Source organism: Runella sp. MFBS21, assembly GCF_029433105.1.
In the GTDB taxonomy this organism is placed as follows: Bacteria; Bacteroidota; Bacteroidia; order Cytophagales; family Spirosomataceae; genus Runella.
The window spans coordinates 98,241-118,273 of the sequence record NZ_JARNTW010000007.1; the positions used below are offsets into that span (position 1 = coordinate 98,241).

General features: G+C 42.0%; 13 protein-coding genes. 7 read left to right on the top strand and 6 right to left on the bottom strand.

Annotated elements, in window-relative coordinates; genetic code table 11:
• The first annotated feature begins 185 nt into the window (after positions 1-185).
• Positions 186-1,742, top strand: coding sequence for a hypothetical protein (locus P1X15_RS15990; protein ID WP_277339133.1), 1,557 nt, complete (start codon positions 186-188; stop codon positions 1,740-1,742).
• 15 nt (positions 1,743-1,757) lie between these two features.
• On the opposite strand, the gene P1X15_RS15995 is transcribed toward P1X15_RS15990, so the two are convergent.
• The gene (locus tag P1X15_RS15995; RefSeq protein WP_277339134.1) at positions 1,758-3,329 is read right to left on the bottom strand and encodes a calcineurin-like phosphoesterase family protein; all 1,572 of its coding nucleotides are present in this window, start codon (positions 3,327-3,329) and stop codon (positions 1,758-1,760) included.
• Positions 3,330-3,515: 186 nt separating this feature from the next.
• Between P1X15_RS15995 and P1X15_RS16000 the strand changes: the two genes are divergently transcribed.
• The 4 genes from P1X15_RS16000 to P1X15_RS16015 all read left to right on the top strand — a co-directional run bounded on the left by P1X15_RS16000 (position 3,516) and on the right by P1X15_RS16015 (position 8,062).
• The gene (locus tag P1X15_RS16000; protein ID WP_277339135.1) at positions 3,516-4,262 is read left to right on the top strand and encodes an SDR family oxidoreductase; all 747 of its coding nucleotides are present in this window, start codon (positions 3,516-3,518) and stop codon (positions 4,260-4,262) included.
• Between the two features lie 42 nt (positions 4,263-4,304).
• A complete protein-coding gene (gene eat / locus P1X15_RS16005) occupies positions 4,305-5,612 on the top strand; it encodes an ethanolamine permease (protein ID WP_277339136.1) in 1,308 nt (435 codons plus the stop codon).
• A 406-nt stretch (positions 5,613-6,018) separates the two neighbouring features.
• On the top strand, positions 6,019-6,171 hold the full coding sequence (locus P1X15_RS16010; protein ID WP_277339137.1) for a hypothetical protein: 153 nt from the start codon (positions 6,019-6,021) through the stop codon (positions 6,169-6,171).
• A 61-nt stretch (positions 6,172-6,232) separates the two neighbouring features.
• The gene (locus tag P1X15_RS16015; protein WP_277339138.1) at positions 6,233-8,062 is read left to right on the top strand and encodes an alkaline phosphatase; all 1,830 of its coding nucleotides are present in this window, start codon (positions 6,233-6,235) and stop codon (positions 8,060-8,062) included.
• 36 nt (positions 8,063-8,098) lie between these two features.
• Here P1X15_RS16015 and P1X15_RS16020 read toward each other — a convergent pair whose 3' ends face one another.
• The 3 genes from P1X15_RS16020 to P1X15_RS16030 all read right to left on the bottom strand — a co-directional run bounded on the left by P1X15_RS16020 (position 8,099) and on the right by P1X15_RS16030 (position 13,969).
• Positions 8,099-9,238, bottom strand: a complete 1,140-nt coding sequence (locus P1X15_RS16020) for a glycerate kinase (RefSeq protein ID WP_277339139.1) — start codon at positions 9,236-9,238, stop codon at positions 8,099-8,101.
• Positions 9,239-9,299: 61 nt separating this feature from the next.
• Positions 9,300-11,624 carry a penicillin-binding protein 1A gene (locus tag P1X15_RS16025; protein WP_277339140.1) on the bottom strand — a complete coding sequence of 775 codons (2,325 nt, stop codon included), beginning with the start codon at positions 11,622-11,624 and terminating at the stop codon, positions 9,300-9,302.
• A 122-nt stretch (positions 11,625-11,746) separates the two neighbouring features.
• A complete protein-coding gene (locus tag P1X15_RS16030) occupies positions 11,747-13,969 on the bottom strand; it encodes a tetratricopeptide repeat protein (protein WP_277339141.1) in 2,223 nt (740 codons plus the stop codon).
• Positions 13,970-14,465: 496 nt separating this feature from the next.
• On the opposite strand from P1X15_RS16030, the gene P1X15_RS16035 reads away from it, so the two are divergent.
• Positions 14,466-14,903 carry a DUF2452 domain-containing protein gene (locus tag P1X15_RS16035; protein WP_277339142.1) on the top strand — a complete coding sequence of 146 codons (438 nt, stop codon included), beginning with the start codon at positions 14,466-14,468 and terminating at the stop codon, positions 14,901-14,903.
• Between the two features lie 176 nt (positions 14,904-15,079).
• Positions 15,080-17,689, top strand: a complete 2,610-nt coding sequence (locus P1X15_RS16040; RefSeq protein WP_277339143.1) for a DUF5686 and carboxypeptidase-like regulatory domain-containing protein — start codon at positions 15,080-15,082, stop codon at positions 17,687-17,689.
• Here P1X15_RS16040 and P1X15_RS16045 read toward each other — a convergent pair.
• Both P1X15_RS16045 and P1X15_RS16050 read right to left on the bottom strand, forming a co-directional pair.
• The gene (locus tag P1X15_RS16045) at positions 17,669-18,700 is read right to left on the bottom strand and encodes a glycoside hydrolase family 113 (protein ID WP_277339144.1); all 1,032 of its coding nucleotides are present in this window, start codon (positions 18,698-18,700) and stop codon (positions 17,669-17,671) included. The genes P1X15_RS16040 and P1X15_RS16045 overlap by 21 nt on opposite strands.
• 140 nt (positions 18,701-18,840) lie before the next feature.
• Complete coding sequence (locus P1X15_RS16050) at positions 18,841-19,965, bottom strand: alkene reductase (RefSeq protein WP_277339145.1); 1,125 nt, start codon at positions 19,963-19,965, stop codon at positions 18,841-18,843.
• Positions 19,966-20,033 lie beyond the last annotated feature (68 nt).

Sequence of the window (20,033 nt, forward strand, 5' to 3'; positions counted from 1 at the left end):
TACATACCTATCGTTTTGAAAAATACCTATGCAATATCAATAGATATTGATTCTAGGATAAAAAAGGCAACCGTTTGATAAGTTTTTTGCTACTATTAGGCATATCATGCTTAAACCGCCTTGGCTCCTTTTTTTTATTTTCGGATATTAGGCTATCTTTTTTCTAGCCTATAACTATCCGCGAAATGAAAACTCACCTTTTGCCGGTTTATTCCTTTGCCCGTACTCATTTTCTTAGCCTTTCGCTATTTTTTACCGCTTTATGTATTACGATTATTCTCAGTGTAAAGATTATTTTTATGGTCAGTCATCATCCCGATATTTCGGGAAGTGAGCGTACCACTACTTATGGTATTCAGGTAGTAGCGGCTGATTTGCCCCTGTACCAAAATCCTAGTCTTCCTCCCTTTTGGATTACTCATTATTCACCGCTTTATTATCAAATCGTCGGCAAAATCTATGCTTTTACAGGTTGGGACGTTAATAATATTTTTCGTGTACAATTTGTGAGTAGAGTAGTCTCTTTTATTTTTATTCTAGCCGCCTTATGGGTTACTTTTATTTCCTTAAAACTTCTCCATATTCCCAAATATTATCGTCCTTTTGCATTAGCTCTTCTATTTGGATTATTACAACATTGGTATTTCACCAATTCCCGTATCGATAGCCTGCTTTTTTTGTGTCTCACTCTTTTTATTTATTTTATGCTTCGCTCGTTTCAAGAGAAGGAAAGCTGGAATATCTACGTCATAGCGGCAGTGATTATGAGTATGATAGCATTCTTTACCAAGCAAATTGCGTATATGTATGTAGCAGGATGGGTTGGTTATTTTGTATGGATGCGTGAATGGAAAAACTTGCTACGAGCTTCTATTTTGTGTTTGGTTTTACTTATTTTATTTACTTTCCTTTTAGGTGGTCACGACACAAAATTATTTTATATCAATCTGATAGGAAGCCTTATCGTTCGGTTAGAACCTTGGGGATATTATGGATTTACTTACAAACAGTTGATTCCTCATTTTGCGGTACTCATCGGCATGAGCAGTGTGCTGGCCTTGAAAGGAATTTTTAATCAAGATAAATCCAAAGTTTTTTTGGGAATCGCTACACTCTTGTTTTTTATTTTCTCAACCGCTAATGCCTTCAAATATGGCGCAGGGGTAGGGTATTTTCATGAATTTGCCTACGTATCTTTACTCTCTGTTTTTTGTTATTTTTCTGAAAAGGTCGCCAAATCCTATTTACATTCAGATACGCATTACTTTTTTGTATCGATTATCTTACTCACATTATTGTATTTCACAACTACCCAACTAGAAAGGCTACATTTGGCGGATTTTAATCAATACAACAGCGAATACAATCAACAAAATGATGTAAAAAAATACCTAGAACCTCGGCTAAAGCAGGGGGAGTACATCGCGGTGTTGTACGGTGACAACTTTCGTGGAATGCTTTTACAACAAATGCTTTTTAAGCATAATCTAGCTTACCAAGACGACGTCATACGAGAGCTTTATTTGTCGAAACGAATCAACTTTGATGCTTTTTTTGACCTCGATAAAAGGGGCGGAGTGAAGTATGTGATTGCGCCAGTTGGGCAATCATATTACTATCCCGCTTTTAATCATCACTTTGACTCTACTTACTATCGGCTTGAAACAGAAATTCATGGTTACAAACTTTACCGATTTACCCCACACAAAAAACGAGTTGCATCCAATGCAACTCGTTCATAATGAGTATTTTTTGGGTTATCTAGGCGTTTTTTCGATACGGTAGGTTTTGGTTTGGGTAAATGTTCGACCAAACATATCCTTAGCACGTATCTCAATAGTATGGGTGCCTTCGGTAAGTCCTGAGGGGAAGCCGGTTGTCCACAAATGTTTTGATTTGACGGCATTGCTTGGGCGTCGTCCTCGCATGAGTGTTTCGGTTGTGTCCCAGCGATTGAGCAAGCTCAAGAAGTGAGGGTCAAACTCCTCTACATAATTCATAGCCTTCCAAGGCAACTGATCGATACGGTACTCTACTAGGTCATTTTTGCTTCCCATAAAGAAGTTAGCGTATACCTTGGCCGTTGTATTTCGCTCAATAGGTACTACATTGGGTGCAAAAATATCGATTTGGTATTCTTTAGGTTTGCCTGCTACTTTATAATCAATCGTGTATTGGTTTCCTTGGAGTGAAAGAAAAATATAGCCTTTGGGAGTGCCATCACGCATGGTTGAGGCGGGGACACCTTGTTCGTTGTATTCTCCTGAATACCAGTCGCCCGAGGTTGTTCCGGCATTGTATTCATGATGCGGTTTTTCTTGCAACCATCCGTCTGATTTGGTATAAAAATTTTGTTGTTGATAATGCGTATGCGCCGACAATGATAAAGTATGGGGAAAATCTTTCAATATATCAAACAACCTTTGGCGGTCTTCTAGTCTGAAAGACTCCCCGTCGGTATAAAGTGGAATATGAAAGGCCAATACAATCAGATGCTCTTTAGGAACGAGTTTTAAGTCATTTTCCACAAAATCGAGCTGTTCTTTACGGAAACCTCCCCAATACCCCTTGCCGTCGCGTGGGTCAGGATGTAAAATATCATCTAGAATAATAAAGTGGGCTTTACCATAATTGAAAGAATAGTTGGCGGGACCAAAATGAGCCTCAAAAGCTTCGTCAGCGTGGGCGTCGGTAGTGGCATCATAGTTCATGTCATGATTGCCCATAAGATTGTACCAAGGAATACCTACTTTTTTGACCGCATCGCGGTAGGCAGCGTGTAAATCGAGGTTGTCGCCTACTAAATCACCCAAAGTTAAACCAAAAGATACGTTTTTGATTCCTTCAACTTCGCCGATGATTCCCTTCGTAAAATTCTCCACATCTTCCGGAGTATAAGGCTGAGGATCACCAAAAACCAAAGCCGTAAAGTTTTCATCTTCTTGGTAAGGGGTCAAGGCGAAATCTACCGAAGCTGGCAATGGCCCTGTGGGAGCCACGCCTGCGTATTTTAGAGTTGGCGAGCCATTGGGTTTATGAATGTAGTAATATTTGGGAAGGTTGTTTGCGTCAAGAGCAATTTTATAGCCCGAAGGCTTGACCACAAACAGAATATTGTCGTCTCCTACAGGTAGTTGGTATTCGCCTTTTTCATTGGTCAATACTACTTGTACGCCGTTTGAAACCGCTACATTGGCAATTCCTTTTTCCTTTTTGTCTTTCTTATTGTTGCCATTGGTATCTTCGTATACATATCCTTTGGCGGTAGATTGTGCCCAAAGCGACGATACGCACAGGCTGCATAATAATACAAATGAGAGTTGTTTCATTTTTAGCATTTTTGAAAGAAGTAAGTAAGTCTTATTTTTGAGCTGACAGTAACCCGACAAAACAACTGCAAGTAACGCATCTATTATTAACTCATGATGAAGTTGGGAGGTTTGTTTAGGAATCTTTATTAAAACAAAGCTTTCGACTTTTTATACTTTTCCGACCATTGGGGTTATAAATCCACTATGAAAAAAAACATTTTGATTACAGGCGCGAGTAGAGGAATAGGAGCTGCTACTGCCTTGTTAGCTGCTAAAGAAGGCTATCAGGTAGGTGTCAATTATCTAAATAACCATGAGGCGGCCCAAAAGGTAGTCACTACCATTCAGAATTTGGGCGGGACAGCCATTGCTATTAAAGCTGATGTATCTGTACGCGAGCAAGTAGCTCATCTTTTTGATGAATTTGACAAGCGATTAGGCCCTATTCATGCCCTTGTCAACAATGCGGGTATTCTCGAAACCCAAAAAAATGTCGTTGACATGGAAGTAGAGCGTCTGGTACGAGTGATCAACATTAATATTTTGAGCTGTTTTTTGTGCAGCCAAGAAGCGATTAGAAAAATGTCAACTCGCTATGGAGGTGAAGGGGGAGCTATCGTCAATGTATCGTCGGTGGCAGCCCGCACAGGCTCTCCCAACGAATACGTTGATTATGCAGTTGCTAAAGGAGCTATAGATACCTTCACGGTAGGTTTGGCTAAAGAGGTGGCTACTGAAGGGATAAGAGTCAATGCGGTACGACCAGGATTTATTTATACCGATATCCATGCAAGTGGCGGTGAACCTGGCCGAGTAGACAGAATCAAGGGCAACGTTCCGATGAAAAGAGGCGGGCAACCTGAAGAGGTAGCTAAGGCTATTTTATGGCTTTTATCGGATGCGGCATCATATTCAACAGGTACGTTCATAGATGTGGCTGGTGGGCGTTAATCAAGTTTTAAACATTTTGTTTTCTTTTTGGCTTCCTATTTTATGCCCCGTTCTTCATTGTCAGCCCCTACTTTACAAACTCTCAAACGAGTTTTAAATACTACCCAACTGTGGGGCATTGCCGTCGGAATGGTGATTTCGGGGGTTTATTTTGGGTGGAATTATGGGTGGGCTATTGCTGGTACGTTAGGCTTCTTAGTGGCCACTCTCATTGTGACAGTTTTGTACGTTACTTTTATTTTTAGTTATACCGAGCTCACTACCTCTATGCCTGATGCAGGAGGGCCTTTTACTTTTGCCTACCAAGCCCTCGGACCTGTTTTTGGATTTATAGCAGGCTTCGGAACACTCGTAGATTTTGTACTTGGCCCACCTGCAGTGGCGTTTGCGTTAGGGAGTTATGCGCACTTTTTATATCCTGCCATTCCTACGCTGGGTATTGCAGTAGGTGCTTATGTGGTTTTTATTGGTATCAATTTGTTGGGCATCAAAGAATCTGCCAACTTTTCAATGATTGTTACGCTACTTTCAGTAGTAGAGTTGCTGATTTTCATGGGGTTAGTGGTGCCTTACTATGAAACCCGAAATTTTACTGCCCACAATCCGCCCGTTACTTGGAGCGGTGTTTTCGAGGCTTTGCCTTTTGCTATTTGGTTTTACTTGGCTATTGAAGGGGTAGCAATGGTGGCGGAAGAAGTCAAAAATCCTCACCGAACCATTCCGCGCGGCTATCTATTAAGTATTGCCACTTTGGTGATTTTGGCTTTAGGTACTATGCTTATTAGCGGCGGTGCCACTGATTGGCGTCTTTTGGTAAATATTGATTATCCTCTTCCTGAGACTTTATCTTTGACTTTGGGGCGAGATAGTGGTTGGGCCAAAGCCTTCACAAGTTTGGGGCTTTTTGGACTTATTGCTTCTTTTCATTGCAATACGATTGGGTATTCGAGGCAGATTTATGCATTAGCAAGAGAAGGGTATTTGCCTTCGTTTTTAGCCTCTGTTAATTCCCGCTTTCAAACTCCCCACTGGGCGTTGATAAGTGGTGGGGCTTTGGGACTAATCGCACTATTGCTAGGTCGTACCGACGATATCATCATTTTGTCGGTATTGGGAGCAATGCTCATGTACATTACAAGTATGGTGAGTCTTTTTGTATTGCGCCATACTCAGCCTCTTCTTTTGCGTCCGTTTGTAACACCCTTTTATCCTTGGTTCCCAATGATTGCCCTTTGCCTTTCGGTCGTTTGCTTAGGAGCTATTGTTTATTATAATCAAGGTCTGAGTTTGTTTTTCTTCGCTGGCTTAGCAGCATCATTGTGGGTCTTCTCAAAACTAAAAAAGCGTTAAGTGTTAAAAATCAGCAATTTAAGGATCTGAGTTTTACATTGTTAGATATTTGTGCAATTATTGTAATAACTGAGCCTTAGGCGATAAGCTTTAAGCAGTAGGCATTTTTTGCGATGTTTTTAAGCAATCGCAGCGGAGATTCGTTGCGTATGCAAAACAATTTTTAACAAAAAGTGTAGGGCTTATAGCCTAAATCGTATCGCTAAGTAGTTACCAATCATTGAAACAATGACGAACAAAATATTCTTTAGAGGTATTTTGTGGTTTATTCAAAACTGTCTCTAGTATTTATTCATAAAAAGTTGACGCCTCTTATGCGTCCTTCTTGTCATTATCTTCACATAACCTTCATATTTGAGTCATTTTTAAGACACATTTAAGCCGTTGTTTTGTAAATAAAAACGGCATGAAAATCACCAAAATATCACCTCCTTATCCACATTGGAAACTCAAATGGAGATGGCGCCAACAATACATTACCCTCCGTACTAAACCGAGAAAAGACGACACCCAAGATATTCAAGAAGCCAAACGCTCTCTTTATTCCGTCACTTTTTGAGGCTTTTTTACCTACATTTGCCTCTTATTATCACTTTCCTTTTGTTTGAATCCATTTCCTTATGAAACGCTCTTTGATTCTAATGTTGCTTGGAGTGGTTGCAGTACTGCCTGCATCGGCCCAACTCAACTACGCTGCTGCGCAAGCTCACTCCCATAATGACTACGCCCAAGCCAACCCGCTACTAGGAGCCTTTGGGCTACAATGTGGGTCAATAGAAGCAGATGTATTTTTACAAGGCGGTGAACTAATGGTAGCTCATACGCCGCGAGAAGTCACCGCTGGAAAAACCCTACAATCGCTCTACCTGGATCCTCTCCAAAGCCAATTGAAAGCAGGGAAAATGTATTCATTACAGTTACTGATTGACCTCAAAACGCCTTTTAATCCTACCCTTGACACCTTAGTCAATCAACTTAAGCGCTTTCCTGAACTGGTAGGAGAGGGGAGACCCCTGAAAATTGTAGTAAGTGGTAGTATGCCGTCTGCTTCTGATTTTGAAAAATATCCCGCTTGGATAGGGTTTGATGGCCGTTTTGACCAAATTTATTCTTCCCAAGCACTAAGTCGAGTGGCTCTTTTTAGTGCGCCTTTTAGCGTAGTTTCTCAATGGAAAGGCCAAGGGCTTTTTCCGAAAGAAGACCGAGAAAAATTGGTGGAATTGGTAAACACCGCTCACCAAAAAGGTAAAAAAGTTCGTTTTTGGGGTACTACTGATACCGAAACCGTTTGGAAAGAACTAATGGCCGTCAATACCGATTGGATTGGCACAGACACTCCTGCCTCTTTGATTAATTATTTCAAAAGCGTTAAACCCGCCGACGGAGAGCATACTCAACCTACTGAAGCTTATGTTCCTTATATTCCTTCCTATAAAAGTGACGGCACCAACAAAACACCCCGAAATATCATTTTTCTTATAGGTGATGGTATGGGCCTTGCCCAAATGCATACGGGGCTTATCGCCAATCGTGGGCAGCTTCATATGGCTTTATTCAAACACCTAGGCTTAATGCAAACCCAACCTGCCGAGTCTTTTATTACAGACTCAGCGGCAGCGGGTACTGCTCTAGCCACAGGCCATAAGACAAAAAATGGCACTATTGGAATGGATGCGACCTTGGTAGCGCGCCCTTCTCTGACAACGACTGCCAAACAACGCGGCAAAAAATGTGCTATCATTTCGTCGGGGCCGATTACGGATGCTACTCCGGCGGTGTTTTATGCTCACCAACCTAAGCGTAGTATGCAAGAAGAGATTGCGGGTGATTTCCTGAAAGAACCTATGGATATTTTGGTCGGAGGAGGGACTAAATATTTCTTCGACCGTAAAGACAAAGGCAATATTGGCGACTCTCTCAAGGTACGTCAATATGATGTATTTAGAAAATATAGCGACATCTCTAACGATAATAAAGCAGAAAAGTTTGTGGTTTTGGACGACCAAGCAGCTCTCTCAATGGAAAAAGGTCGTGGCAATTTTCTTCCTCTTACGGTAGCAGAAAGTATCAAACATCTTCAGAAAACGGCAAAAAAGGGCTTTTTTGTCATGGCCGAAGGCGCTCAAATTGATTATGCAGGTCATGCCAACAATGTATCGTATGTAGTGAATGAAGTACTAGATTTTGACAAAGCGGTTGGGGAAGCGCTCCGTTTTGCGGATCAAGATGGACAAACCCTCGTCATCGTCACAGCCGACCACGAAACGGGTGCTATGAGTATCACAGGAGGTAATGAAAAAGAAGGAAAAGTAAAAGCTAATTTTGGTTCTAAAGGGCACTCGGCTATCATGGTGCCAGTCTATGCTTATGGTCCTCAGTCTCAGCTTTTCGGAGGAATTTATCAAAATACTGAGTTATCTAACAAAATCAGAACACTACTCGAAAAATAAATATTTTATTTTGATACAATCGAACGTTGGCAAGTTCTAAACCTTGTCAACGTTCGAAATTTTGCAAAAAAGCTGAGTCAGTTGTTGAGAGGCATCTTTGACCCCAGTATAAGCACTAGCAATGGCTTCGTCTAATGTCATAGGACGATTGATTATAGAAGTAGCATAGGTAAGACCAATCCTCCTAATATCATCGGGCGATACAAGCAGCGCTCCGCACAATGCAACCACAGGAATGCCTTTTAAGTGAGCTGCATTGGCGATTCCAGCAATCAATTTTCCCTGTAATGTCTGTTCATCTATTTTCCCTTCGCCCGTAAATATCCAATTTACTCCTTCTAGCTTTTCGGCAAAGTGAGTTTGTTCCATTACTATTTTTACGCCTTCTTTGAGGGTGGCTCCCAAGAAAAACAAAGCCCCAAATCCCAATCCTCCTGCAGCACCCGCCCCTGGTACATGAGCCAAATCAAGCCCAAAATCTTTTTTTATCAAGTCGGCTAGGTGCTTAAGTCCTTTGTCTAGTTGCGTTACCATCTCAGGAGTAGCTCCTTTTTGGGGTGCATAAAGCTGGGCTGCTCCGCCAAACCCATACAAAGGGGCCGTTACATCACAAGCCACTTCTACATGGATTTTGGGAGAGCTAGCAGGTCTAACAATTTTGTGAATTTTAATAAGATTTTCGCCATTTGGCTCTAGCGGCTGTCCTTCTGCATCCCAAAACTGCCATCCCAAGGCCGCTGCCATCCCAATTCCGGCATCGGTAGTGGCACTTCCCCCGATTCCCAAAACGATATGATTGGCTCCCTGACGTACAGCCTCTAAGATGAGCTGACCTGTGCCAAAAGTGGAGGTCAAACAGGGATTGCGTTCGTCGGATTCAAGCAGGCGCAATCCCGAAGCCGATGCCATTTCTATGAAGGCGGTAGCACCATCGGCTGAGATACCGTATGCAGCTTCAATACTTCTCCCAAGAGGGTCGGCTACCGTAGTCGTAAGCATGGTACCTCTGGCATCAAAAGTCAAGATTTCGGCGGTGCCTTCTCCTCCATCGGCCATTGGGAGCATGATAATATCTGCCGCTGGAAGTACCGCTCGGATTCCTTCTGCCATTGCGCTGCAAACTTCTTCGGCAGTAAGCGAACCGCGAAATTTATCAGGAGCAAGTAAAAATTTCATACCTAAAAACAAAAAAGAAGGGCAAGCAGTGGATTGCTTGCCCTCAAAGTGAATGATTTTTTTAGAATAATATACTTTCGTCGTCGGTGACTTTAGGTCGTAAATAAGTATTGACAGTATCAATCTTCACGCCACCACAGCCAATATTGGCTTCCATACCATCAGGTTTAATAAAACGATCTCGGCGGTAAGGAGAGCGTTCATTGCCGGCTAAGTCTGGGTCAGCATATACTTTTTGCATATAAAGTCCCCAAGCAGGCATGGCTATACGCGCCCCCTGCCCATAGGCCATGTTGGTAAAGTGAACGTGATTATCTTCACCACCTACCCATACGCCTGTTACAAGGTTGGGGGTCATTCCCATAAACCATCCGTCGGTATAGTCAGAAGTTGTACCCGTTTTGGCCGCAATGTCGTTGTTGTCCGCTAATTTATATTGGGTACGTAGGCGTTGAGCTGTCCCCCAAGGGTCTTCAACAGCACCTCGCATGATAAACAACATTTGGTAGGCAATACTCGGGCTAATCACTTCTTTTTCATTAGGTGGGAAATCTGCCAATACTCGCCCATCTTTCAACGTAATTCGAGTCACAAAACGTGGATCAACATGTTTGCCACTATTAACAAACGTACAATAAGAGTTTACCATCTCAAAAACCGATACGTTAGGGGTACCTAAGCAAATCGTCACTTCTTCGGGGATAGTACTTGTGATTCCTAATTTGTGAGCATAGGCTACTACGGCTTTGGGTCTTACCAATTTCATTAAATGAACACTGATGGAGTTTACAGACTTAGCCAGCGCTTGGCGCAGCGTAAGCGGCTGCCCCGAGTAGCTACCCGTTGAGTTTTTGGGACACCAATCTCCAATACAAACTTGTCGGTCAACGATAGGATCACAAGGGGTGACAAAGTTGAGGTCAATAGCAGAACAATATACAAAAGGCTTAAAGGTAGAACCCGGCTGACGCTTGCCTTGTTTTACTTGGTCGTACTTAAAGTGTTTAAAATTAATTCCTCCCACCCACGCTTTTACATCTCCATTGCGAGGATCCATTGATACCATCCCTATTCTCAAAAATTTGTTGTAATATTTAATCGAATCCAACGGACTCATGATAGTGTCACGGTCTCCTCTCCACGAAAATACCTTCATTTTAATAGGTCTGCGGAGTTCGGCCCAAATCTTGGTTTCATCATCACCATACATCCTTTTCAATTCGCGGTATCGCCAACTGCGTCTGACGGCTCTTTTTTCAAAACCCGGGTCGGGAGCATATCCTCCACCTTTGCCTTTTACTACCCAAGGATCCATTTTAAGAGCTTTGAAATGGTTGAAAAACTTGGTTTGTTGGTCTTTCATATGCTCTTCGGCAGCTTGCTCAGCGTAGCTTTGCATGCGCGAATCGATAGTGGTATAAATCCTCAGCCCATCGGTATAAAGGTCATAATCGGTACCATTTTCTTTGTTGTAAGCCGCCAACCATTCTTTCATCCAATCCCGCAGCGTTTCTCTAAAATAGGGAGCAGGCCCTGTATTATGGTTTTCAATATTGAAATTGAGGGCTAAGGGTTTCACTTTTGTTCTCAAAAATTCTTCTTGAGTCAAAAAACCGTACTTCATCATTTGGCCTAGCACCACATTACGGCGTTCGAGAGCCCGTTCTTTAAAAATGCGTGGATTATAGCGTGAAGGATTTTGAAGCATTCCCACAAGCAAAGCTGCCTCAGGCAAATCCAAATTCCAAGGTTCTTTTTTGAAATAAGTTTTAGAGGCAGTCTTAATACCGTCGGCGTTGTTTCCAAACGAAACTGTGTTGAGGTACATCATCATGATTTCCTGCTTCGTATAGTTACGCTCCAACCGTACCGACAATATCCATTCTTTGGTTTTTGCAATCACCGTCTTGATGATGGGCAAGTCTCCCAAGGTACCTTTGTACTTTTCACTACGCGTCTGAAACAAGTTTTTGGCCAATTGTTGCGTGATGGTACTTCCCCCACCGGTGGTACCCTGCTCACTAGAGGCGACGCCTTTTAGTACTCGAAACATGGAACGGGGGTCAATACCAGAGTGTCTTACAAAGCGAGCATCCTCCGTGGCAATGAGCGCTTTGATGACATTGGGCGAAAGTTGGTCAAACTCAATCGGAGTACGATTTTCTATAAAATATTTTGATAACGTTTGGCCATCAGCTGAAATAATCTCCGACGCCACCTGACTCTGTGGGTTTTCGATTGCTTTCAAATCGGGCATTCCTCCAAACAACCAGAAGAAGTTGAAATAAACTGCCGTTATGTAAAATACAATACCGCCGATAAAAAGGCTCGCAAGTATCCAAAAACGGATAATAAATTTGCGGTATTTTCCTCTCAAAAAAGTCATAGTTATGTTTAACTTGATTCAATAAACTTTATGAGTTAGTTTTTCATAAAATCTACCTAAAATCGATACAAATGCAATAATAAAAATTTTACGCTAGAATAATGGCTAAGTTCACACTTTCCCTAGTCATTTTTCTTGACAGAGGTAGATTGCTGTGATTCGAGGATTTCTCTCACACGTGGCAACAATGGGCTAGTGGGATAATCTTTGATAAAACTATTGAGTGCTTTCAGGTATGCTTCACGTCCTTGGAGTTTTCCAAGCAAGTAAATTCGTAGCAAGGCGTATTTATCTTCAATTTTGCTGCCAGCGTAGGTTACGATTGCCATTTCGAGCTGAGCATAAGCCTCCGAATAGTTGGCGTTTTGATATAAGGTCAATATCTTCTCGTAATCCTTTAAGGCTTCTAACTCTATGTTGCCTGAGGCAGTAGTTGCGCCATTGGCTTTTGTCAACAAACGAGTATAAGAAGAATTAGGGAATTCTTTCAAAAGTCTTTCTTTCCAACTTTCGGGGTTGGTTTTGCTAGTAAGATAAAGCAAATAATAAAGCTCAGGTTTGTAATTAGAATTAGGAAAGCGAGTCAATGTTTGTTCAAATGTCTTGACGGCGTTTTGGGGTTCTTCCAAATTAAACTTATAAATTTTCCCTAATTTATAATAAGCATCTTCTATGCGCTGGTTTGAAGCATCCAATTCTTGTTTGCGAAGGGGAATGTTGCGATACATCGCATCTTTTTTTGCTTTCCACTCAGGCGAATCTTTCGTCAATTTTGCCATATTATCGCCCATCGCAGTGGTATTCACGCTTTGAGTTTGCGGTGCTACAGGCGTTATATTGTCGGCTTGAGTCACTAGATTAGACACTTTTGAGCTTCTTCGCCAGTCATCTTCTAGTTTTCGAGTTCCCCATTTTTGTCGAAACTCTATTTTACTTTGATTGGCCACCACCACATCATACAGCACAAACCGTTCGGCAGGGTCTCCCGCAAAAGGTTGCATATTAGCACCTCGTGCTTGGGCTTGTGCTACTAATTTTTCGGCCTCTTTGATTTTTTGCTCTTGGGCTTCAATTTCATCTTCTATCACTCCATCCAAAAACTTATCTAGTGCTGCAGGATTGAGTTGAGACAGCCGTTGGAGGCTATCTTCGGTACGAATCGTAGTGATTTGTTTTACAAACTCATCTAAGACTTCCTTACGCTCTTTGATTTTCAAGAATTGTGGAGAACTCGGCGGTAGCAACGTCAATGAACTATCAAAATAGGCCTTAGCCAATTCATAATCTTGTAAATGCTCATAATACAACTTCGCCATTTCTAAGTAGGTGTAAGGCACCTGTGTGGTATTGACGGTAGTCTGCCGTATCGACTCCTGAAAATAGCCAATCGCTCTAGGGTAGTTTTTTTTTCTGGTTTCAATGACCCCCATCGAATAATACAACCTATCTCTTAGGTCGCTTGTTTTACGGTCGTGTAGTAGTCTTCTAAAACCTCCTTCGGTCGATACATTTGGGTCCAGTACCGCTTGATTTTGGAGTGCATTCATGTTTGCAAAAAAGCTCAAATCGTAGGAAGGACGATTTTTCCCAACCGCTTTGTAGTGTACATTTGCGGCTTGAGGTTTGTTGAGCAAATCGTACATTTGTCCAGCAGCAAAATGAATACGAGCCGTCTCTTCACTTTTAGGAAGCAGCGGAAACGTCTCTTCCAAGATAGCCAAAGCAAGCGGATACTCTTCTCTTTGTTGATGCAAATAAGCTTTTACTAGATAGAAATGGCTCGTGTTTTTGTCGTTGAGTGGCTGAGTTCGTAGGTATTCTGATACACTAAGAGCGCTGTTGTAATCTTTGGTTTCTGTATAAGCCCGCATGAGCCAAATCAACCCTTCGTGTTTGTCTTCTTCGTCTCTTCCTTTGGCATTTACATATCGAAGCGTCTCAATACCGTCTGTAAACTGTCCTTTATACAATCTAGCTTTGCCAATCTGAATGAGTGCATTGTCTACCCAACGGCTATTTTGGTGACGGTCAGGTATTAGCGATGCTTTCTTGATAACATCTACCAACAAATCATTGACGGGCTGGGCTTCGACGGAATCAAGGGGAGGGAAAATAGGAAGGATGAGATTGTAATTGTCTTTGTGATTGCGTCTCATCGCAAGTTCTGCTTCGCGCATCTTATCTCTTGCGATAACGTAAGCGTTGAATTTGGCCGTAAGATTATGATACCCTACGCTCACTCGTCCCGTGCTGTATTGCGAACAGCCAATAAATAAACTCGACATCCCTAACAAAAAAAGGATTGAGAGTAGAGATAAAGAGCTTAGGTGTTTATTGATTTGCATTAATCGACTCGCTTTCAGGCATTTGCCCAAAAATAGGCTTAAATATGTCGTAAAAATAACGTTTTTGCTGAACTAAAATTATACAAGCATAATGCCAAACATAGATTTGTTGGGAAATTTTGGATAAAAACGACAGATTCTCAAAAGAATCCTCATTCTCGCTACTTAGCATTAGGCATTAGGCTTTAAGCTGTAGGCATTAGGCACTTCTAGCGTACACTCATTGAGGGTGCAAAACTATGGAGTTTACCGCTTAAAGCGTATTGCTGAGTATTTATCATGTTTTAAAAGTGATAGACGTCTGGCTATATATGCAGATGTATAAATTATTTATCTATTTATATGGTTTTTATAAAATAAAAAATCTGTTTTAAGTTTTGATAAAGGATTATTTTTTGTTATTTATAACTTGATTGTTATCTCTTTGTCTATGTATGTTAAAACAATCTTTAATTTTGTATTGTTGAATTAAACGAACTACCAACCAACAAATTCCATGATAGAAAATCCTATCAATCCCGATCATGTAGCCGAAAATCCAGGTCTAATGGCTTATGCCCACTCTGTAGGTGGAGCGGTCATTAAGCCCGAAGATATGGGTAAGGTAAAAGGAAAAGCGGTGTTGGCGATGCGTCAACAAACCGAAAGGCAACTCAACCAAATTTACCAGCAAATGGCTATTTTGGCACAGCAAGCCAAAGATTTGCGTCAGCGAGTGGATGTATCGGAGCGTATTTATGCGGCTCAAATGAACTTCGAACCAGTGCTTAACGAAACTTATTATGTCTACGAAAAAGAAGATGGCAAAGATGTGTTGTCGATGGTAGCTCCTCACGAATGGGGACGTTCGTACAAGTTTAGTCGCTACATTGCCAAAGTTACGATGTTAGCTGACCACACTTGGCATGTAGAATATAATGAATCGAATACTTAAGCTCTTTTTTGTTCTACGCTCCTGAAGCGCTTCGTGCGTGGTGGTGATTGATAGATGTCCCCATTTTTCAAAGAAATCGACCTCCTCTCTGTGTTGTCACGAGAGGATTTTTTTTGGGAAAACTAAGAATATTGCAACACTCCTATCTCTAAAGTGCGTATTATCAACAAAACCCCTTGAAAAAATTGTTATTTTCAAACAAACTTATTTATCTTCATCGGTCGTTTGTTACTTGCCATGAATCAAAGCCCCCACCCGTGATTAGACATTTACCTCTCTTTCGACAAGCCTGGCTATTGTTTTTAGTTGTTTTGTTTGGTGCCTTTGAGGGTTTTGCCCAAACATCCTATACTATTTCAGGGCGTGTTACGGATGCTCAAACTGGCGATCCTGTGCCATTTGCAGCGGTTGCTATTAAGGGAAAAACCGCTGGTGTTACTACCAATTTTGAAGGGTTTTATACGCTCAAAACTACCCAAATCGGAGATTCGCTCGTTGCCTCTTCTATGTCTTATCGAATACGAGCCAAAGCTATTCAAAAAGATTCGCTCTCTCAAGTTATTAATTTTCAACTCGAATCGTCCGAAATCAAGCTTCAAGAAGTCAAAATCTATGCCGGCGAAAATCCAGCTTATAATATCTTGAGGCGTGTGGTCAAAACCAAACCCCAACACAACCCCTCCAGATTGGGAGCCTACGAATACGAGAGTTATAATAAAATTGAAGTAGATGTAGACAATATTTCTGCCCGACTTCGAAAACGCAAATCTATGCGTCAAATCACTGGTGCAGTAGAGAAATTTGAGAAGATAGCAGGTGAAGACGGTAGGCCCATCATCCCGATTTATTTGTCAGAATCTATTTCCAACTATTATTACCGCGAAAATCCCCGCAAAAAGAAGGAACAAATCCTTAAAACCAAAGTGACGGGTATTGCCGTGACCGATGGAAGTTTGATATCTCAGTTGATTGGGTCGTCTTTTCAACAATATAATTTTTACCAAAACTGGTTAAGTATTGTAGAGAAAGATTTTCATTCGCCTATTGCTGATGGATGGAAGTCTACCTATGAGTACTATCTTATCGATACCGTTTTTGTGGGAGGCTATTGGTGCTATCAGGTAGATTATGAACCCAAACGAGCTCAAGATTTGGCTTTTAGTGGGTCGATTTGGATTGATACCCTTTCTCATGCACTGGTTCAGGTAGATGCTTCGGTGGGCAAAAATGCTAACATTAATTTTGTGGAGCGTATCAAGATTCAACAAGAATATGAAGAAATAGGAGATAGCACTTGGATGCCGGTCAAGTCGAGGGTACTGATTGACGTAGCCGAACTTACCGACTCCACGGCAGGAATGCTGATTAAGTTTTATACTTCAAATCGCAATATTGTAACCAACAAGCCGCATCCTCCTAAGTTTTATGATTATCCCATTGAGCTATCGGAAAACTACCGAGAATATGACAAGGATTATTGGGACAAAGTACGCCATGAACCCCTGAGTGCAGGCGAAAAAACGGCCTATCAGCTCATAGACTCTGTGAAGCAAGTCCCCGTGGTACGTACTTATATGGAGGTCATCAACATGGTGGTCAATGGCTACAAACGCATTCCTAAAGTAAACATTGACATTGGCCCGTTTCTTTATTTATATTCCAACAATGCTATCGAAGGCAGTCGGATTAGAATCGGCGCCAAAACCAATCCTGATTTCAGTAGAAAATGGGTGCTCAGTGGCTATGCTGCCTACGGAACACTCGACCAAAAATGGAAATACAACCTGAGTGTAGACTATATTTTTAGTCGTAAACCTTGGACTATCGGCGGGGTAAGCCACAGCTATGATTTGGAGCGAATTGGACTTGCGTCGGAAGCCATTGGCAACAATGTTCTGTTTGGAGCCATGACCCGCTGGGGCGCCTATCGAAGAGGGTATTTTGAAGAAGTAAGTAGCGCGTATCTTAAACGCGAGCTTTTTAGGGGATTTACCCAAACGGTAGGCCTACGACATCGGTCTTTTGACCCTATGTATGCTTTTGCGTATCGCACCACACCTACCTTAGGAGAGCGCTCTCCCGTCCAGAGCGATTATCAGACTACTGAGCTATTTTTTGAGACTCGATGGGGCAAAGATGAAATTTTTATTTATAATGAAAATGAACGCCTTACTTTAGGTACTCAACGGTGGCCATTGGTGATTTTTAGGTATCAAATGGGGATGAAAAAATTACTCAATAGCGATTTCAATTACCACCGCCTTTCGCTAAACATCAAACAAAATTTTAGGGTAGGCATCTGGGGACGCTCTTATTATAACCTTACGCTAGGCTATATTCCGTCTACACTTCCTTACCCTATGCTTTATACACCTTTGGGCAATGAGTCGTTGTTTTATGTCGAAAATGCCTTCAATCTCATGAATTACTTTGAGTTTGTGAATGATACTTATGCCCAATTACGCTATGAGCACAATTTTGAAGGTTTGTTTTTTAATCGTATTCCGCTGATTCGACGTTTGAAGTGGCGCTTTTTGGCCAATGCTCGGGTGCTTTATGGTACTACCCGTCCCGAAAATATGGAGCTTTTGGCGACAACCGATTCACAAGGGCGGCCTGTTTTGGGCTTCAATACCCTCGACCGATTGCCTTATGTAGAAGTAGGCTACGCCGTTGATAACATTTTTAAGGTGTTGCGGGTAGACGCTATCCATCGACTTACCTATCGCCAAAATCCTAATGTTAGTCCCTTTGCGGTGAAGTTTTCATTTTGGTTTAATATCTAAGTTGGCTTTTCCAAACTCCAGTTTTAGGACTTGTTCGGCAGGTTTGTCTTGCGGTGAGTAGCTATCTCTATCGCCATGAAAACGGCGTGGGCGGTGCAAAAACCATTTCCAAGCAAACATGCCCACAAGCCATTTTTTGTCCCACACTTCCTGAAAAAAAGCTCGATAAGCATTCGCCTGTAATTCATGATTTTGAGGACTTTCTTGGTATGACTCCCAAGGTTTGGCTGTTGCAAAGTCAACACTTCTGTAGCCTAATTCGGTAAAAAGAACTGGTTTTTGAAGGGTCGTAGCTAGTTCTTCCAAGCCTTCCAAATGGGTTTTCCAACCTTTTTGAAGGGTTTCTACTGAAGGGTGTTTTTCGGGCGAAAGAGGAAAATAAGCATCTACTCCGATATAATCTAAATCGGCCCAAAATGGATTGCGATGGTAGTGGTTCCAGTTGTCGGCGTAAGTAAGGTCTCCGTGGTATATTTGGCGTGTTTGTTTAATGATAGAGCGCCAAAAAGAAGCTCTTTTACGGACAAAATTGTCCATTTCGGTGGCGATACAAAAGAGTTCTACTTTCATCGAATCTGCCAGACGGGCGTTGGCCAAGATATAGGCTCCAAAATCTTTTTCGAAAGCCAACCATTCAGCTTCTGACTTAAAATCCAAATCACCTGTGTAAGTCCCTCTACCAACCCAAGCATGGGGTTTGAGCATCACTTTAAGGCCATTTTGATGAGCTAGTTTAATCGTCTCTGCCGTTCCATCTAGGCTTTCTCCCCACCATTGTCGCTCCATATTGAAATAAAATCGCGGTTCGCCCTCGCGACAAAAACCGTAAGGAATCACCGCGACCCACTCAGCATTTATATTTTTGATAGGCACAAACGCTGCCGAATCAATAGGCTCGGAAGGTGCTACTGTATTGATACCCCGTATTTTAGTGCCTTGATACACAGGAGGTGAGGTACGCGTGCATCCCGACAGTACCATCAAAAACAACAAAAAGGCTCTGATAGGCATGGTCTATTTTTTCACAACAAAAGCCTTCACCTTTGTAAGCTTACTGCTTTTTGTGTTTACAAAAAATCATTTTGCAACCTATGATAATACAGGGTGAAGCAACCGCCGAAGCCAACGAGATACTATTTTTTTGATATTACCTACAAATCGGGTGCGTAGGCCAATGTTTGTTCTTTGTAAGTTTTCCAACCCAGATAACCTTTCATTGTCAAACCATAATGAAGTTCTCGTTTGGGTGGAGTAAAAGGCCAATTGTTTTGGAGACGCTCCACCAAATCGGGATTGGCAATAAAAGGCTCTCCAAAGGCTGCAATATCGATTGTTCCAACATTGATTAGGTATTCAGATTTTTGTCGATCCATACCTCCAGCCAAAATAATAACACCATCATACCAAGTTCGAAGTCTCTCCAAAAAACCATCTGGCAAGCCAAAACTTCCTCTTGATTTTTGATCCATGATGTGGAGATAAGCAATCTTTCTGGCAGACAATTCGCTCGCTAAATACTGATAAGTTGCCTCGATTTCGTCATAATGGGGTAATTCGTGCAAACCACCGTAAGGGGTAAGGCGAATTGCGACTTTGGCAGCCCCAACCGCCGCAATACACGCATCAATTGCCTCCAACAAAAAACGTGAACGATTTTCGATGCTTCCCCCATATTCGTCGGTTCGATTGTTGATAGCTGGATTGAGGAACTGCTCAATCAGGTAGCCATTGGCTCCGTGCAATTCTATTCCATCAAAACCCGCTGCTAGGGCGTTTTTTGCGGCATTTGCAAAATCTTGCACAATCTGCTTTACTTCTTCGGTTGCTAAAGCCCTAGGCGGAGAACAAATCACAAATCCCTCTTGCCCACTTTCATCATAGCCCCACGCATACGAATTGGCTGCTTGTAGGTCTGAAGCACCCACGGGTGCAGCGCCATTGGGCTGGATAGAAGTATGCGAAACCCTACCTACATGCCAGAGCTGCGTAAATATTTTAGTACCTTTTTCGTGAACTGCTTGGGTTACTTTTTTCCAGCCTTCTACCTGCTCGGTGGTATATAGACCTGGGATGTGCAATACTCCCTTTGAAGTAGGCGAAATCGCCGTACCTTCGGTGATAATCAATCCAGCCCCAGTGCGCTCTGCGTAGTAAGTTGCGTTAAAATCTTTCGGAATCCCGTCTTCGTTTCTGGCCCGCGTCATCGGTGCCATTGCAATTCTGTTTTTAAGCTTTAAAACGCCTATAGTAGCTGCTTCAAAAATGTTAATGTTCATCTCTGTTGTTGTTTTTGTTAATATTTTCTTTCGCGGCTGTCAATGTTTACGGCTCTTTTTTGTGGTAT

Coding starts and splice junctions, on each gene's coding strand:
- P1X15_RS16050 (WP_277339145.1), bottom strand. CDS start 19,965: ATGAACATTAACATTTTTGAAGCAGCTACTATAGGCGTTTTAAAGCTT.
- P1X15_RS16045 (WP_277339144.1), bottom strand. CDS start 18,700: ATGCCTATCAGAGCCTTTTTGTTGTTTTTGATGGTACTGTCGGGATGC.
- P1X15_RS16030 (WP_277339141.1), bottom strand. CDS start 13,969: ATGCAAATCAATAAACACCTAAGCTCTTTATCTCTACTCTCAATCCTT.
- P1X15_RS15990 (WP_277339133.1), top strand. CDS start 186: ATGAAAACTCACCTTTTGCCGGTTTATTCCTTTGCCCGTACTCATTTT.
- P1X15_RS15995 (WP_277339134.1), bottom strand. CDS start 3,329: ATGAAACAACTCTCATTTGTATTATTATGCAGCCTGTGCGTATCGTCG.
- P1X15_RS16020 (WP_277339139.1), bottom strand. CDS start 9,238: ATGAAATTTTTACTTGCTCCTGATAAATTTCGCGGTTCGCTTACTGCC.
- P1X15_RS16010 (WP_277339137.1), top strand. CDS start 6,019: ATGAAAATCACCAAAATATCACCTCCTTATCCACATTGGAAACTCAAA.
- eat (WP_277339136.1), top strand. CDS start 4,305: ATGCCCCGTTCTTCATTGTCAGCCCCTACTTTACAAACTCTCAAACGA.
- P1X15_RS16025 (WP_277339140.1), bottom strand. CDS start 11,624: ATGACTTTTTTGAGAGGAAAATACCGCAAATTTATTATCCGTTTTTGG.
- P1X15_RS16035 (WP_277339142.1), top strand. CDS start 14,466: ATGATAGAAAATCCTATCAATCCCGATCATGTAGCCGAAAATCCAGGT.
- P1X15_RS16015 (WP_277339138.1), top strand. CDS start 6,233: ATGAAACGCTCTTTGATTCTAATGTTGCTTGGAGTGGTTGCAGTACTG.
- P1X15_RS16000 (WP_277339135.1), top strand. CDS start 3,516: ATGAAAAAAAACATTTTGATTACAGGCGCGAGTAGAGGAATAGGAGCT.